At 58.3% G+C, this 16,142-nt stretch carries 16 protein-coding genes; 8 read left to right on the top strand and 8 right to left on the bottom strand.

The window, feature by feature from the left end; genetic code table 11:
* Positions 1-285 precede the first annotated feature (285 nt).
* Together QMX98_RS14125 and QMX98_RS14130 are read right to left on the bottom strand one after the other, a co-directional pair.
* Positions 286-696, bottom strand: coding sequence for a DUF4440 domain-containing protein (locus tag QMX98_RS14125; RefSeq protein WP_077749904.1), 411 nt, complete (start codon positions 694-696; stop codon positions 286-288).
* A complete protein-coding gene (locus tag QMX98_RS14130) occupies positions 677-2,044 on the bottom strand; it encodes a DHA2 family efflux MFS transporter permease subunit (RefSeq protein ID WP_077749903.1) in 1,368 nt (455 codons plus the stop codon). The genes QMX98_RS14125 and QMX98_RS14130 overlap by 20 nt, the downstream gene beginning before the upstream one ends.
* Positions 2,045-2,149: 105 nt before the next feature.
* On the opposite strand from QMX98_RS14130, the gene QMX98_RS14135 reads away from it, so the two are divergent.
* Complete coding sequence (locus tag QMX98_RS14135; protein WP_077749902.1) at positions 2,150-3,037, top strand: LysR family transcriptional regulator; 888 nt, start codon at positions 2,150-2,152, stop codon at positions 3,035-3,037.
* A 61-nt stretch (positions 3,038-3,098) separates the two neighbouring features.
* Here QMX98_RS14135 and glpD read toward each other — a convergent pair whose 3' ends face one another.
* The 4 genes from glpD to QMX98_RS14155 form a co-directional block, all read right to left on the bottom strand.
* Positions 3,099-4,637, bottom strand: coding sequence for a glycerol-3-phosphate dehydrogenase (gene glpD, locus QMX98_RS14140; protein ID WP_010457698.1), 1,539 nt, complete (start codon positions 4,635-4,637; stop codon positions 3,099-3,101).
* A gap of 316 nt (positions 4,638-4,953) precedes the next feature.
* Positions 4,954-5,709, bottom strand: coding sequence for a DeoR/GlpR family transcriptional regulator (locus tag QMX98_RS14145; RefSeq protein ID WP_010457697.1), 756 nt, complete (start codon positions 5,707-5,709; stop codon positions 4,954-4,956).
* Between the two features lie 94 nt (positions 5,710-5,803).
* Entirely contained in the window at positions 5,804-7,309 is a 1,506-nt protein-coding gene (gene glpK, locus QMX98_RS14150; protein ID WP_077749900.1) for a glycerol kinase GlpK, read from the bottom strand.
* A 75-nt stretch (positions 7,310-7,384) separates the two neighbouring features.
* Positions 7,385-8,236, bottom strand: coding sequence for an MIP/aquaporin family protein (locus QMX98_RS14155; RefSeq protein ID WP_077749899.1), 852 nt, complete (start codon positions 8,234-8,236; stop codon positions 7,385-7,387).
* A 371-nt stretch (positions 8,237-8,607) separates the two neighbouring features.
* On the opposite strand from QMX98_RS14155, the gene ybaK reads away from it, so the two are divergent.
* Complete coding sequence (ybaK, locus tag QMX98_RS14160; protein WP_010457694.1) at positions 8,608-9,078, top strand: Cys-tRNA(Pro) deacylase; 471 nt, start codon at positions 8,608-8,610, stop codon at positions 9,076-9,078.
* Between the two features lie 15 nt (positions 9,079-9,093).
* Positions 9,094-9,876 carry a PhzF family phenazine biosynthesis protein gene (locus tag QMX98_RS14165; RefSeq protein ID WP_010457693.1) on the top strand — a complete coding sequence of 261 codons (783 nt, stop codon included), beginning with the start codon at positions 9,094-9,096 and terminating at the stop codon, positions 9,874-9,876.
* 56 nt (positions 9,877-9,932) lie between these two features.
* Here the strand turns inward: QMX98_RS14165 and QMX98_RS14170 are convergent, their stop codons facing one another.
* A complete protein-coding gene (locus tag QMX98_RS14170) occupies positions 9,933-11,042 on the bottom strand; it encodes an ABC transporter ATP-binding protein (protein WP_010457692.1) in 1,110 nt (369 codons plus the stop codon).
* Positions 11,039-11,959, bottom strand: a complete 921-nt coding sequence (gene argF / locus QMX98_RS14175) for an ornithine carbamoyltransferase (protein WP_010457691.1) — start codon at positions 11,957-11,959, stop codon at positions 11,039-11,041. The genes QMX98_RS14170 and argF overlap by 4 nt, the downstream gene beginning before the upstream one ends.
* Positions 11,960-12,407: 448 nt before the next feature.
* Here argF and QMX98_RS14180 point away from each other — a divergent pair, with 448 nt between their 5' ends.
* From QMX98_RS14180 to grxD, 5 genes are all read left to right on the top strand, one after another.
* Positions 12,408-12,614, top strand: coding sequence for a hypothetical protein (locus QMX98_RS14180; protein WP_010457690.1), 207 nt, complete (start codon positions 12,408-12,410; stop codon positions 12,612-12,614).
* Entirely contained in the window at positions 12,595-12,930 is a 336-nt protein-coding gene (locus tag QMX98_RS14185) for a hypothetical protein (RefSeq protein WP_138739082.1), read from the top strand. The genes QMX98_RS14180 and QMX98_RS14185 overlap by 20 nt, the downstream gene beginning before the upstream one ends.
* Positions 12,931-13,086: 156 nt before the next feature.
* Entirely contained in the window at positions 13,087-13,380 is a 294-nt protein-coding gene (locus QMX98_RS14190; protein ID WP_077749897.1) for a hypothetical protein, read from the top strand.
* A gap of 134 nt (positions 13,381-13,514) precedes the next feature.
* Positions 13,515-15,623, top strand: coding sequence for a molybdopterin oxidoreductase family protein (locus QMX98_RS14195; protein ID WP_282410937.1), 2,109 nt, complete (start codon positions 13,515-13,517; stop codon positions 15,621-15,623).
* 97 nt (positions 15,624-15,720) lie between these two features.
* Entirely contained in the window at positions 15,721-16,062 is a 342-nt protein-coding gene (grxD, locus tag QMX98_RS14200) for a Grx4 family monothiol glutaredoxin (RefSeq protein ID WP_010457686.1), read from the top strand.
* Positions 16,063-16,142 lie beyond the last annotated feature (80 nt).

The raw sequence follows: 16,142 nt of genomic DNA on the forward strand, positions 1-16,142 counted from the left end.
AAATTTTCCTCGACATTGTTTTTTTTATGGAGCCAGTTCATCGGCCCTTTTGTGCTTCGAATGCCTGACGGCTCCTGAAGTGGGTGCACAAGAGACATTCGTCCAAGAGTGTAGAGCATGACTCGTGCCAGGCCAGGTGAGTCAAGTTAACTTATTGATTTAGAAAGGGATTAAATATTTATGGCGTTCTTTTTTTGTGAAGGATAATCCGGTTAACCGAATCGACCGACAGGTCGTGTTCGGAAAACCGAATAGTGTTTGGGGCTGCCAGCTGATTATCGAAAATCAACTTTCCTGGCTTAGCGGCGTTTCATGCAGGTAGATCCACTGGGCGTTGTGGTGATGCAGGCCAATGATCGCCACCGAAACCCTTGAGCTTTCGCGCTGGTCGAGGCGATGGGTTTCCTTGTAGCGGATCGCCACGCTGTGGCCTTCCTGCCAGACCGTTTGCAGGTCGCTGATGATGATCTCCAGACCTGGCTTGGCGCCGATTGCACCTTTGAACATCTGTTCGACCGTCGCCCGGCTGACGATGGCGGCCGAGGTGGTGACCATGCTGAAGTGCTCGGCGAATGCCGACATCAGCGGCTCGAGCATGGCCTGTCCCTGACCGTTTGCATCGGAGAACAGGGTTTGAATCAACTCGTGCACGTGATGAACGCTGTGGTGCGCCTGTTCAACTATTTTGTTGTGCATGACAGTCCTTTTGAGTGTTCAACTGACTCAGTTGAAAGAGTGGAAACAGACCCGCCAGCGCGGCGATGGCGAAGGTCGCGTGATAGGCCTGGGTGGTATCGAAGTGCTTCAAGAGCAGGTTGAAAACCATCAGGAACAGGGCGGCACCGATGCTGAATGACATCTGTCGGTTGATGTTCCAGATGACACTGGCCTTGTGCGTGTCATTGCCCTCGAAGTCCATCAGCGATGTGGTTTGTGCGGTGTTGGCACCGATGCCACCGCCAATCCCCATCAAGCTGTAGGCGATGACTATTACCCAGAGGTCCGAGGGATCGTTGACCAATAACAGGGTGGCGATGCCGGCGCTGTGCAACAGCATGCCGAGGGCAAACAACCGCTTGGCGCCCATCCGGTTGTAGGTCCGGCCACAGATCAGCATCGCGATGAACGCGCCGATGGCGTAGAGGATCATGAACATCCCTGTCAGTCGGGCGCTGAAGTGCAGGGTGTTTTGCAGGAAGAAGATGCTCATCAGGTTGACCCCCGTGAACACACCGGGAATCGCGTAATAGATAAAGATGGAGGTGCTGAGTTTTTTGCTTTTGAGCAGGCTCAGTTCAATGATCGGGTTTTTGCAGCGGCGGTAGTGCAGCCCGTACAGCAGGACAAACGTAACGCCGGCCGTGACGAAGAGGGCGGCCACCCAGGCCGGAGCGTCGCCGCCATACAACGACATGCCCATCAACAGGCTGCCGAGTGCGGCGCTGACCAGCAGCAAACCCTTGATGTCGGGCCGGGGCAAACTTGTCGGCCGCGCTTCATTGATCCAGAACCAGGACAGCAAAGCCGCGATCAGCGAGAACGGGATGTTGCTGTAGAACACCCAGCGCCAGGAACTGCTGTCGACGATGATGCCGCCGATGGTCGGTGAAATGGCGGGCGCTATCAGGGCAACAGCCATGACCAACGTGGATATTTTCGCCCGCTGCTCACCCTTGAACAGGTTGAATGTCAGTGCCTGGCCGACTGGAATCAACAGACCGCCGCCCATCCCCTGGACGAAGCGCCAGATCACCAGCTCGTTGAAACTGTCGGCCAGCCCGCACATCCACACGGAGGCTGTGAACACGATCATCGAGGCGGTGAGGATTTCCCGACTGCCAAAACGACCGGCCAGCCAAGTGCTGACCGGGATGATCAGTGTCAGCCCCAGAATATAAGCGTTAGCCACCCAGGCAACGTCTGAAGTACTAACGTGCAGCGCCGCCGATAGAGTCGGTAGTGCGACCGCCGATATAAAGATGTTAATGCAGTCTATAAAAAAGCCGATGAGAAATATCAGTGCAACTTTGTAGCGATAGGTCATGTTGTTTCCCCTTTGTCGCACAGCATAGGGACGATGGACTTGAACTGTCGATACGACTATCCTTGAAACAATGTTTGACGGGATTGAACAGTGAGCTCTATTGCTATGCACACTCATCTTAATCGGGTACAGACATTTCTGGCGGTGGTCGATTTTGGTTCTTACACCAAGGCCGCCAATTACCTGAATATCAGCAAGGCCATGGCCAGCCTGCATGTCAAGGCGCTGGAGGATGTGCTGTCCGCGACGTTGTTGATTCGAAATACCCGAAATATCTCCCTCACGGAAATAGGTCAGGATTTTTATGAATCGTTCAAAGGTATTGTCGCGGACATCGATAGTGCCTTCGATAATGTATTGAAAGGTCATAACCGTGTCACCGGCAAGTTGCGGTTCAGTTCCACCATAGAATACGGCGAGGCTTATATCCTTCCGTTGATGCCGCAATTTATAGAGCGCTATCCGGAAATAAAACTCTGCTATGACTTTAACTCTTCACTCAATGATCTGGTGGCGGAAAAGTTAGACCTGGTTATTCGTCTGGGCAACTTGGCAGACTCGGCTTTCAAGAGCCGTAAGCTGGCGGATTATGAAATTGTCCTGGTGGCTACGCAGACGTTTCTTGCCCGTCACCCGGTGCAAACGCCTCAGGACCTGAACTCGGTGCCGTGGATCGCCAACAGCAACCTGCAGGCACCGACCCAGTGGACGTTGCGTCATCCGCAATCAGGGGCTGTCGAGATCAACGGGATCAATCAGTTTGAATCCAACTCTTCCACGGCCATTCGCTCCATGACGTTGTCGTCGCTGGGCGTCTCGGTGCTGCCCGCCTGGGTGGTCAAGGACGACATCGCCAGCGAGCGGCTGATTCGCCTGTTGCCCGACTATTCGCTGCCCTCGCAGTCCGTCAACGTGGTGTTTCCCAACAGCCCGCATTTGCCCCACAAAACGAGGGCGTTCATTGATTTCCTGTTGCTGCATCTGGCGCAATGAGCGCCTGCAAAAAAGCCCCTGAATCGTCGGATTCAGGGGCTTTCATTTAAACGGATGGCGATCAGGCCGCTTCGATCTTGCTGCGGTTCTGCTCGACCTTGCTCAGGTAATCCACCAGTTTCTGCTGTTCCGCAGGGGTAGTGAACAAGCCCAATTTGCTGCGGCGCCACAGAATGTCATGGGCGGTGGTTGCCCACTCTTCGCTGCACAGGTAATCGACTTCGCGGGTGTAGAGGCCGCCGCCGATGTGGTCGCCCAGGTCGTTGAGGTTCTGCACGCCTTCCATCATGCGCCAGGTGCGGCTGCCATAGGTGGTTGCCCAGCGGCGTGAGATTTCAGTCGGAACCCAGTCGAACTTGTCGCGAATCAGCGAGCTCAGCGCCTGCGGGGTGGTCATGTCTTCGCCGCCCGGCAGGGTGGCGCTGGCAGTCCAGCTTGGCTTGATGTGCGTGAAGTACGGCGCCAATTGTGCCAGCGCCGACTCGGCCAGTTTGCGGTAGGTGGTCAGCTTGCCGCCGAACACCGACAGCAACGGCGCTTCTTCGCCAGTGCCCGAGAGCGCCAGGGTGTAGTCGCGGGTGACGGCTGACGGGTTGTCGGATTCGTCGTTGCACAGCGGACGGACACCGGAATAGCTGTGCAGGATATCGTCGCGGCTGATCTGCTTCTTGAAGTGGGCGTTGACCACTTTCAGCAGGTAATCGGTTTCGCCTTCGGTGATCGCCACTTTGGCCGGATCGCCGGTGTACTCGCGGTCGGTGGTGCCGATCAGGGTGAAGTGATTGAGGTACGGAATGGTGAAGACGATGCGCTGATCTTCGTTTTGCAGAATGTGCGCGTGTTCGCCTTCATACAGTTTCGGCACGATCAGGTGGCTACCCTGAATCAGGCGAATGCCGTAGGGCGATTCCATCTTCAGGTCATCACGAATGAACTTGGCGACCCAAGGGCCGGCGGCGTTCACCAGCGCTTTGGCGCGGATCGAAAACAGGCTGCCGTCGGCGCGTTCCAGGTGCAGATGCCACAGGCCCTTGGTACGACGGGCGCTGACGCAGCGGGTCTGGGTGTGAACGTGGGCGCCTTTCTCGCGGGCGGCCATGGCGTTCAGCACCACCAGGCGCGCATCGTCGACCCAGCAATCGGAGTATTCGAAGCCTTTGGTGATTTCGCTTTTCAGCGGGCTGTCCGGACCGAACTTCAGGCTTTTCGAGCCTTCGAGTTTTTCCCGCTTGCCGAGGTTGTCATACAGGAACAGGCCGGCGCGGATCATCCAGGCTGGACGCAGGTGCGGACGGTGCGGCAACACGAAGCGCATTTGCTTGACGATGTGCGGCGCCTTGGCCAGCAGCACTTCGCGTTCGGCGAGGGCTTCGCGTACCAGGCGGAATTCGTAATGTTCGAGGTAGCGCAAGCCGCCGTGGATCAGCTTGCTGCTGGCCGACGAAGTGTGGCTGGCCAGGTCATCTTTTTCGCAAAGGAACACCGAAAGGCCGCGACCGGCGGCATCCGCTGCGATCCCAACGCCATTGATCCCACCACCGATGACGGCGATGTCGTAGACCTCAGCGAGAGGGGGCGTAGGCAAGGTAGAAGTGGGCATCGGCTGGCCTCGGGCTCTTTTGATTTTCTGTATTGGAATTCGAACATTAATGTTCATTTGCGAAAATGGTAGCCCATAAAGCCGCCCACAGCCAGTCAACTTCGATTGAAAATACTGATCGAAGGACCGAAAAAGGAAAATATACGAACATTAAATGAGGGGGGTGGAGGCTTTTGTGGCGAGGGAGCTTGCTCAGCAGACGCAAATCAGTCGACACGCTCTTCCTGAAATACAACGATTACCGGTTTCAGGGCTGCTTCGCAGCCCAGCGGGAGCAAGCTCCCTCGCCACAAGGGAGCGCGCTGTTTGGAGAGGGTTAAACGACTTCCAGCCGAATCTTGTGCTGACTCAGCAGTTGCGCCAGCGCCGGCGAAGGTTGTTGGTCGGTGACCAGGCAATCAATCAGGCTGATCGGCCCCAGGCGAATCATGGCGTTGCGCCCGAATTTGCTGGAGTCGGCCGCCAGAATGACCTTCCGGGCGTTGGCGATGATCGCCTGGGATACCCGCACTTCCTGATAATCGAAGTCCAGCAGGCTGCCGTCTTCATCGATACCGCTGATGCCGACCAAGGCAAAGTCGACTTTGAACTGGTTGATGAAATCGACACTCGCCTGGCCGACCACGCCACCGTCGCGCCGCACATTGCCGCCCGTCAGCAGAACGTCGAAGTCGTCCTTGGCGCTGAGCATCGAGGCCACGTGCAGGTTGTTGGTGATGATTTTCAAGTGGTTGTGGTTGAGCAGCGCCCGGGCAATCGATTCGGTGGTAGTACCGATATTGATGAACAGCGAGGCGTGATCCGGGATCTGAGCCGCAATGGCTTCACCGATACGCTGCTTCTCATCGCGCATCTGGTCGGCGCGCATGGCGTAGGCGGTGTTCTCGACACTGGAATCGTAGGCTGCGCCGCCATGGTAGCGACGCAACAAATTGGCTTCCGCGAGCTGATTGATATCGCGGCGGATGGTTTGCGGTGTAACGACGAACAGCGTAGCCATTTCCTCGATGCTGACATAGCCGCGTTCGCGGACCAGTTCGAGGATTTGCTGCTGACGGGGAGGCAGATTCATGGGGCTTCCTTTGGCTGCCGTGCAAAATTTGCCCATGATGCCGCAGGAATCTGCTCCCTACCAGTTACATACCGATACGAGTACTCAGGTTGGCTTATTCAGCGCCTTCATGTGGTTCCCAGTCGCGGGTGCGGCTGACGGCTTTTTTCCAGCCGGCGTAGAGTTTTTCCTTGGCGGTTTCGTCCAGGGTCGGTTCGAATTCGCGTTCGATCACCGCCTTGCCGCGCAGCTCATCCAGGCTGCCCCAGAAGCCACACGCCAGGCCGGCCAGGTAAGCGGCGCCCAGTGCAGTGGTTTCGCGCATTTGCGGACGCTCGACCTGAGTGCCGAGGATGTCGGCCTGGAACTGCATCAGGAAGTTGTTCGCAACCGCGCCGCCGTCCACGCGCAGGGATTTCAGACGTTCGCCGGAATCCTGTTGCATGGCGTCCAGCACGTCGCGGGTCTGGTAGGCAATCGACTCCAGGGCTGCACGAATAATGTGATCCACACGCACGCCGCGGGTCAGGCCGAACAGGGCGCCACGGGCATACGGGTCCCAGTAAGGCGCGCCGAGGCCGGTGAAGGCTGGCACCAGGTACACGCCGTTGCTGTCCTTGACCTTGTTGGCGAAGTATTCGGTGTCGTGGGCGTCGTTGATGATCTTCAGTTCGTCACGCAACCACTGAACGGTCGAACCACCGTTGAACACCGCGCCCTCCAGTGCGTAAGCCACTTCGCCGCGCGGGCCGCAAGCGATGGTGGTGAGCATGCCGTGCTTGGATTTCACGGCTTTGTCGCCCGTGTTCATCAGCAGGAAGCAGCCGGTGCCGTAGGTGTTTTTCGCCTGGCCTGGCTCGACGCACATCTGGCCGAACAGGGCGGCCTGCTGGTCGCCGGCAATACCGCCGATGGCGATGCCGCTTTTGGTGTGGCCGTAGATTTCGGACGAAGATTTAACTTCCGGCAGCATCTCGCGCGGAATATCCAGTATCTCCAGCATCTTCGTGTCCCACTCAAGCGTGTGGATGTTGAAGAGCATGGTGCGCGAGGCGTTGGTGTAGTCGGTGACGTGGACCTTGCCGCCGGTAAATTTCCAGATCAGCCAGCTGTCGACGGTCCCGAACAGCAGTTCGCCGTTGCGCGCACGCTCGCGGCTGCCTTCGACGTTGTCGAGGATCCACTTGAGCTTGGTGCCGGAGAAGTACGGGTCGGTGACCAGGCCGGTGGTCTCGCTGATGTATTGCTCGTGGCCGTCGCGTTTGAGCTGCTGGCAAATCTCGGTGCTGCGGCGGCACTGCCAGACGATCGCGTTGTAGATCGGGCGGCCGGTGGTCTTGTCCCAGACCACGGTGGTTTCGCGCTGGTTGGTGATGCCGATGGCCGCGACCTGGTCGTGATGCAGGCCGGCTTGAGCCAGGGCTTCGACCATCACGGCGCTTTGGGTGGCGAAGATTTCCATCGGGTCGTGTTCGACCCAACCGGCTTGCGGGTAATGCTGGACGAATTCGCGCTGGGCGGTGCAGACCACGTTCGCGTCGCGGTCGAAAATGATCGCGCGGGAGCTGGTCGTACCCTGATCGAGGGCAATGATGTAGTTCTTATTCTGAATGTCGGTCATGTCGATTGCCTTGGACGAAAAAAGGAAGAGAGGTCCGGCGCGTGATCTTATGGGCAGGATCACGCGCCTACGGTATCAAGAAGTTCTTGGTTTGCCGTCAATGGCCGGTGTTGCGTCCTGTGTAGCAGGTGTGGCGCTGGGCAGATGACGGGCAATCAGCCCGCGATACGCGGCAGCGCCGAGGCAGGCACCGACAATCGGTGCAAAAATCGGAATCAGGAAATACGGGATATCGCGGCCGCCAGTGAGGGAAATTTCACCCCAGCCGGTGAAGAAAGTCATCAGCTTCGGACCGAAATCACGCGCCGGGTTCATCGCGAAACCGGTCAGCGGGCCCATCGAGCTGCCAATCACGGCGATCAGCAAGCCAATCAGCAGCGGTGCCAGCGGCCCTTTTGGCAGGCCATTGTTGTCATCGGTCAGGGACATGATCACGCCCATCAGGATGGCGGTGATGATGACTTCCACCAGGAAAGCCTGGGCGGTGGACAGGGCCGGGTTGGGGAAGGTGGAGAACACCGACGCCAATTCGAGGCTCGCCTGGGTGCCACGGACCATATGGTGAGTTTGTTCGAAATCGAAGAATAGATTGCTGTACAGCGTGTAGACCAAAAATGCGCCGCAGAACGCGCCAGCAATTTGAGCGAGGATATAGAACGGCAGTTTGCGTTTTTCGAAGTCGGCGAAAATGCTCAGTGCGATGCTCACGGCGGGATTGAGGTGAGCCCCGGAAACCCCGGCGGTCAGGTAGATCGCCATGCTCACGCCGACGCCCCAGATGATGCTGATTTCCCACAAGCCAAAGCTGGCACCCGCGACCTTGAGAGCGGCAACACAACCGGTGCCGAAAAAGATAAGCAGTGCAGTGCCCAGAAACTCGGCCATGCATTGGCTTGAGAGCGACGGTTGTTGTAAAGCAGTTGTCATTGAAAACCTCGTTTTTGTTGTTGTCTGGCGCTTCTTTCATCATGGCCAAAGCGCGTTTTCCACCGAGGCAGAATCCCCATCCTGTTCTCGGCCTGCTACTGGGGTGCTGCGATGACACATTCGTACAGTATTCATATTCGAAAAAATATAGACAAGAAACGCTGCTGTCAAAGGTCGAAAGTGAACTGTCGGTCACAATTCAACTATTAGTCATGTGAATGATCGTATTGTTCACGCGTCCGGCCTGGCACGGACGAACGGTAGCCTGTGCCGTCAAGCCGCTGAAACAGTGGCGCAATAGAGCCTTTTGCCGACCAATGTCCTAGAATCCAGCGCAGGATTTTTCTACTGCCGCCCACTCTGGAGCTGCCATGACCCCCGCATTGGATTTGTTGAAAAAAGTTCGAGCCGAACATCGCGTGCACAGTTATGAACATGATCCAAAGGCTGCGTCTTATGGGCTGGAGGCCGCGGAGAAGCTGGGACTCGACCCGGCGCAAGTGTTCAAGACGCTGCTGGCCGCGAGTGAGAAAGGTGAGTTGCTGGTAGCGGTGGTGCCGGTCGTCGGAACTTTGGACTTGAAGCATCTGGCTCACGCGGCGGGCGTGAAAAAAGCCGAAATGGCCGATCCTGCCGCAGCGCAACGCGCGACGGGTTATCTGTTGGGCGGGATCAGTCCGTTAGGGCAGAAGAAGCGCTTGCGCACTTTTATCGATAACTCCGCTCAGCCCTTTGCGACCATTTTCGTCAGCGCCGGCCGGCGCGGTCTTGAAGTTGAATTGGCGCCGGCGGTGCTGGCCGAACACACTCAGGCCAAGTTTGCCGATATCGGCCGCGCCTGAATCAGGGAGAAGGTTATGCAGCTTGAATTTCATCAAGTCGATGCGTTCAGTGATCGTCCGTTCAGTGGTAACCCGGCCATGGTGTATCGGCTCGAGGCGTGGCTAGCCGATGAGTTGATGCAGAAGATTGCCGCCGAACATAACCTCGCTGAAACGGCCTTCGTGGTGCGTGAAGGGCAAGGTTGGCACATTCGCTGGTTTACCCCGACGACCGAAGTGCCATTGTGCGGCCATGCGACCCTGGCCAGCGCGCATGTGTTGTTTGACATCTATAAGGAGCCGGTCGAGCGCCTGGACTTCATCTGCAAGTCCGGCCCGTTGAGCGTAAGCCGCGAGGACGGGCGCTTGTGGCTGGATTTTCCGGCCGTCGTGCCATCTGAAGTGGGTGTGACCCTGGATGTCGAGCGCGCCTTGGGCGTCGAAGTGGTCGATGTTCTGGGTTCCAACGAGTTGTTCGTGGTGTTGGAGTCCGAGCAGGCCGTGCTCAACTGCCAGCCAGACATGATCGCCCTGGCCAAGCTGCCGTGGCCGGGTGCAATCGTCACCGCCAAGGGGAGTCAGCATGATTTCGTGTCCCGGTACTTTGCCCCGGCAATCGGCATCAATGAGGACCCGGTGACCGGTTCGACCCATTGCAGCTTGATTCCGTATTGGTCGAAGCGGTTGGGCAAGACGAGTCTCAGCGCTTATCAGTGCTCGAAGCGAGGCGGGGCGTTGTTCTGCCGACTGGAAGGGGACCGGGTGAAGATTGGCGGGAATGCGACGCTGGTTGCGAGCGGAACACTCATTCTCGGTTAACCCAAATTTGATGTGGGAGTGAGCAGCCACGCTCCCACATTTTTTGTCCGCGTGTATTAGCTGGCGGTGCTGTAGCGCCGGACACCGGACTCTACCACTGGAATCTGCGCAGCCGTGCTGCCCGATGCCTGGAACAGCACCAGGTGTTCAGCCGCGACTCGAATACCCACTTCGGCACCGACTTGATGATCGGCATGGCTCGGGAAAATCGACTCCAGTTGCGCCCCGGTCGGCAGCTGCAAACGGTACAACGTCGAGGCCCCCTGGAACGACTTGCCGACAATCCGCGCCTTTAAACCGCTGTCGGGTGCATAAACGATATCGTCCGGACGCAGCAACACATCCACCGCACCGCCCACGGGCCAGGTGTAGGCACGATTGCCGCGCAACTCACCCAATTCGGTCTGCACCGACTCGGGGCTGCTCAGCTGGCCGCGAATGAAATAACCCTGGCCAATGAAGCTGGCCACAAACGGCGTCAGTGGCTCGTGGTACAGGTTGTAGGGCGTGTCCCATTGTTCCAGCCGACCTTCCTTGAACACCCCGACATGATCGCTCACCGCGAAGGCTTCTTCCTGGTCGTGGGTCACCAGAATCGCGCTGGTGCCACGGGCCTTGAGAATGTCGCGCACCTCATGGCTGAGCTTGCGTCGCAGTTCGCCATCGAGGTTGGAGAATGGTTCGTCGAGCAACAGCAATTGCGGTTCCGGTGCCAGTGCGCGGGCCAGCGCGACACGCTGCTGCTGACCACCGGACAACTCGTGCGGAAAGCGCTTGCCGAGGTTTTTCAGGTTGACCAGCTCCAGCAACTCTTCGGTGACACGATCCTTTTGCGGGTGCTTGCGGATCCCGAAGGCGATGTTCTCGGCCACGCTCAAATGCGGAAACAGCGCGTAGTCCTGGAACACCATGCCGATCCGGCGTTTCTCCGGGGCAAGGGTGAAGCCGGCGCGGGAGATGGTCTCGCCTGCGAGGGTGATTTCACCTTCCTGCACCGGTTCGAAACCGGCAATCGCCCGTAGCGTGGTGGTCTTGCCGCAGCCCGAGGAGCCCAACAGGCAACCGATGTCACCGGCATTCAAATGCAAGTTGAGGTTCTGCACGACGCGCTGGTCTTGATAGCCGCAGGCGAGGTTGCGCAGGTTAAGCAGTAATGGAGGACTCATGCGTGGTGATACGCCGGCTCGACGAGGAACTCGAGCAGGGCCTTTTGTGCGTGAAGGCGGTTTTCCGCCTGGTCCCAGGCGACCGAGCGCTTGTCATCGAGCACGTCGAGGCTGATTTCCTCGCCACGGTGGGCCGGCAGGCAGTGCATGAACAGCACATCCTCGGCCGCCAGGTCGAGCAGGGCGCGAGTCACCTGGAACGGCGCGAACAGCTTCAGGCGCTTGGCGGTTTCTTCTTCCTGGCCCATGGAGGTCCAGACATCGGTGCTCACCAGATGGGCGCCGCGCACGGCATCCTTCGGATCGCGGACAATGGTCACGCGATCGCCGGCCATGGCCACGAACTGCGGGTTGGGTTCAAACCCTTCAGGGCAGGCGATGCGCAACTGGAAGTCGAACTGGATCGCCGCTTCTATATAGCTGTTGCACATGTTGTTGCCGTCGCCGATCCAGGCCACGGTCTTACCCTGAATCGAGCCGCGATGTTCGAGGAACGTCTGCATGTCGGCCAGCAACTGGCACGGATGCAGGTCATCGGACAGGCCGTTGATCACGGGAACGCGGGAATTGGCGGCGAATTCGGTCAGGGTGCTGTGGGCAAAGGTGCGGATCATCACGGCGTCGAGCATGCTCGACATCACGATGGCGCAGTCGCCGATCGGCTCGCCACGGCCCAGTTGCGTGTCGCGCGGCGACAGGAAGATGGCCTGGCCGCCGAGCTGGATCATGCCGGCTTCGAACGAAATACGGGTACGGGTCGAGGACTTCTCGAAAATCATCCCGAGTACGCGGTTTTTCAGAGGCTCGAACAGTACGCCGCGGTTACGCAGGTCTTTGAGCTCAACGCCTCGACGGATCACGCTGACCAGCTCTTCGGGCGTGCAATCCATCAGGGAGAGAAAGTGCCTTGCGCTCATCATTGACTACCTTTTTGCAACAGACCGCAGATACTCAAAGCCTTGTTTAACTGAAAAACGGGCGAGACCTGCGGCGTAAGCCGCACGGGGCGACGAAATAGGGGGAGGCGCGATATTGACATTAAATGTCGCGTTTTTCCAATAGGAGGCTTTTTTTACGGTTTCCAACATGTTTCAAGCGATACAACGCGATCCGCGTTGCGAGTTTGTGAGCAGCATTTGTACACGGTGCCGAAGCTCGATTGCAATAACTGCCGTGATCTGGCTCGATATCCGGCGAAGAATGGAAGACCCGCTGAACAGCGCCCTCCGGGCCCCTTACAAGCTCGCGGAGTTGTTTGCTGTTACGTTTTCAGGTGCCGGGTTTCGGATTGCGCTCAGGTATTATCCGCCTCATTGCGGATTCTCGACTGCGTAAAGTCAAACACTCCCAGGGAGGGAGCGCTGTATGGCGATCAATAAACCCGGACACACTGGTCTGACGCGCCTTCGTCGTGTTTCGCCGGCCTTCGATATGGCTGTCATTTCTACGGTCATGGGCTTCGCGATTATCGCAAGCACGATTTATCCAGGCGTTCCGAGCGCAGTGGTGGGCGCCATCGTCGGCGCTTTTATCGGCGTGAAGAATTTCAGGGATGACGCGATTGCAGATTGATTCGACCCAGTTTTTGGTAGTGGGAGGATTGGTCGCAATTGGAATCTACCTGGGAGCTTCGCTACTCGCGCGATCGACGCCGGACCTGAAGCATGGAGCTGCCCTGGTGGTCGCGTGGTTCACAGTGGTGAGCGTCATTGATATCGCGTTGCAGGTCTATCAAGCCGAGCCTCATCAGTTGGGCATCCTGGCAAACCAGAAAGCTATCATCCTGATCGGGTCCGGCGTGATGCTTTGGCTGGCGGTCGGCGGAATCTGGACGGCGTTGGCCTCACCGCTCAAAAAGAAGGCGTCGAAGATTTCTCAGCCTCAGTGAGCCTGTCTGTGTGGTCGAACGCAGGTTTTGACGAGGTCGTTTCGTGTCTTGTCTGTTGTTCAAGGCGCCGGTTGTCACCGTGTTCTGGATGAAACGTTTGCTAATACAAAGTGCTGGGTTATAACTAACTCACGAGTGACGCAGGAAGCCTTCGGAATGGAATCGAAAGAACAGCTTTTAATGGATTTACTCGGCCTCACGGCCCGCTCCTTGACCCACCTCACCGCTTCCATGACGTCGATGTCCTTCGAATTGATGCGCAGTGAAGACGAAGTGACCAAAGCGGCCGGTCGACGCATGATCGATCGCATGGCAACCATTAGCACCGGGCTCGACGAACACTGGCGACTGATCGGCGAGCTCACCGGCGTACATATCGCCCAGGAACAGATCGAAACCATTCAGGAGATCCAGTTGCAGGCGCCGCCGCCCAGGTTGCCGCCGAACTGATCGTACACGGCCATCGGCTAGCCTGATGGTCGTCGATTCACAAGACGAACGTCGCTGGCGCACTCGCGGGTCAGGCGCCATAGTTTTGTTCCCGCGGCTGATATTGCCCGCCCAGAACAAACCAGAGACTGGCCATGACCAAGACTCTCCATCACCGTGCCTGCCACCTGTGTGAAGCCATCTGCGGCCTGACCATCGAGACCTCCGAGGTCGAAGGCAATGGCGTGCAGATCACCTCAATCAAGGGTGACCCGCTGGATACGTTCAGTCGTGGGCACATCTGCCCCAAGGCGGTTGCCCTGCAAGACATCCAGAACGATCCGGATCGCCTGCGTCAGCCGATGTTGCGAGTGGGCAGCGAATGGCAACCTATCGAGTGGGAAGACGCCTTCAGCCTGGTCGCTGAACGCCTGGCGGCGATTCAGGAGTATCACGGGCAGAATGCGGTGGCGGTTTATCAAGGCAACCCCAGCGTGCACAACTATGGCTTGATGACCCACAGCAATTATTTCCTGGGCCTGCTGAAAACCCGCAACCGGTTTTCCGCGACCTCGGTCGATCAGTTGCCTCATCACTTGACCAGCCATTTGATGTACGGCCACGGCTTGCTGCTGCCGATTCCGGACATCGACCACACCGATTTCATGTTGATCCTCGGGGGCAATCCCCTGGCCTCCAACGGCAGCATCATGACCGTGCCCGATGTGGAGAAGCGCCTGAAGGCGATTCAGGCCAGGGGCGGCAAAGTGGTGGTGGTCGATCCGCGCCGCAGCGAAACGGCAGCGATAGCCGATCAGCATCTGTTCGTGCGCCCCGGTGGCGATGCGGCGCTGTTGTTCGGGTTGCTCAATACTTTGTTCGCAGAAGGTCTGACTCGCGACAGCCATTTGCCGGTCGACGGTCTGGATGAAGTCCGTCAGGCGATCAGCACATTCACTGCCGACACGATGAGCCCCTTGTGCGCGGTGCCGGCAGAACAGATTCGTCAGTTGGCCCGGGATTTCGCGGCGGCGCCGACAGCGGTCTGCTATGGCCGGATGGGCGTCTCGACCCAAGCCTTCGGCACGCTGTGTCATTGGCTGGTGCAACTGATCAACCTGGTCACCGGCAACCTCGACCGCGTCGGCGGTGCCTTGTGCACTGAACCTGCGGTGGATCTGGTGGCTTCGACGTCGGGTGGGCATTTCAATCTGTGGCAGAGCCGGGTGTCCGGGCGTCCCGAGTACGGCGGTGAGTTGCCGGTGTCGGCCCTGGCGGAAGAGATGCTGACGGGCGGGGAAGGGCAGGTTCGTGCGCTGATCACCGTGGCCGGCAATCCGGTGCTGTCCACACCCAATGGCCGGCAACTGGAACAGGCGCTGGACGGTCTGGAGTTCATGGTCAGCATCGACCTGTACATCAATGAAACCACGCGCTATGCCGACCTGATCCTGCCGTCGACTTCCGCACTGGAAAACGATCACTACGACACCACGTTCAACATGTTCGCGGTGCGCAACGTCACCCGTTTCAACCGGGCGATCCTGGGCAAGCCCGAAGGTGCATTGCATGACTGGGAGATCTTTGTCGGCCTGGCCCAGGCTTTTGCTGCGAAGACCGGTAAGGAGCTGAAACCGACCATTGCACCGGCGCAGATGATCGATCGTGGGCTGCGGATGGGGCTTTATGGCGATGCCTCGGCGCACAAGCTTTCGTTGGCGACGCTGTTCGATCACCCGCACGGCGTCGATCTGGGCGCGCTCAAATCGAACCTGGCGCCACGCCTGAAAACCGCCAACCAGCGAGTCCAGGCCGCGCCGGCTGCGATTCTCGCTGACCTTGCCCGTTTCGCCGCGCTGCAAGCACCGGCTGCCGACGAATTGCTGATGATTGGTCGTCGCCATGTGCGCAGCAACAACTCGTGGATGCACAACTATCACCGTCTGGTGAAGGGCAAGCCGCGCCATCAATTGTTGATGCACCCGGATGACCTGGCGAGTCGTGGACTCGGTGACGGGCAGCGCGTGCGGGTCAGTTCGCGGGTCGGTGTGATCGAAGTGGAAGTGCTCGCCAGCCTGGACATGATGAAAGGCGTGGTCAGCCTTCCTCACGGTTGGGGGCATGCACGGCCCGGCGTGCAGATGACGATCGCCAGTAGTCAACCGGGCTCCAGCGCCAACGACCTGACCGATGAATGTCAGCTCGACGAGTTGTCGGGGAATGCTGCGTTGAACGGTGTTCCGGTGACGGTGGCGGCGGCCTGATTGTGTCTGTCGGGGAGACCGAGCATGGCGCTCGGGTTTCCGTTACAATGCGCCACCGTGCCGACCTCTGAGTCGGAAAGTTCAGCCGAGGTGCTCCATGGATATCATCGAAACGATTAAAGAGCAGATTGCTAACAACACCATTCTGCTTTACATGAAAGGTTCGCCGAATGCCCCGCAGTGTGGCTTCTCCGCGAAAGCCGCGCAGGCCGTGATGGCATGTGGTGAAAAGTTTGCTTACGTGGACATCCTGCAGAACCCGGAAATCCGCGCCAACCTGCCAAAATACGCCAACTGGCCAACCTTCCCGCAACTGTGGGTCGGTGGTGAGCTGGTCGGCGGTAGCGACATCATGACTGAAATGTCGGCTGATGGTTCGCTGCAGGCCACGATCAAGGCTGCCGTTGAAGCGGCTGCTGCGAACAAGACCGAAGCCTGACCCGGTACCTGTAGGCGCGAAGCTTGCTCGCGAAAGCGGTACAACATTCAGCACATAAGTTGACTGGACTACCGCTTTCG

The organism is Pseudomonas sp. PS02303, assembly GCF_029959925.1.
Classification (GTDB): Bacteria; Pseudomonadota; Gammaproteobacteria; order Pseudomonadales; family Pseudomonadaceae; genus Aquipseudomonas; species Aquipseudomonas mandelii.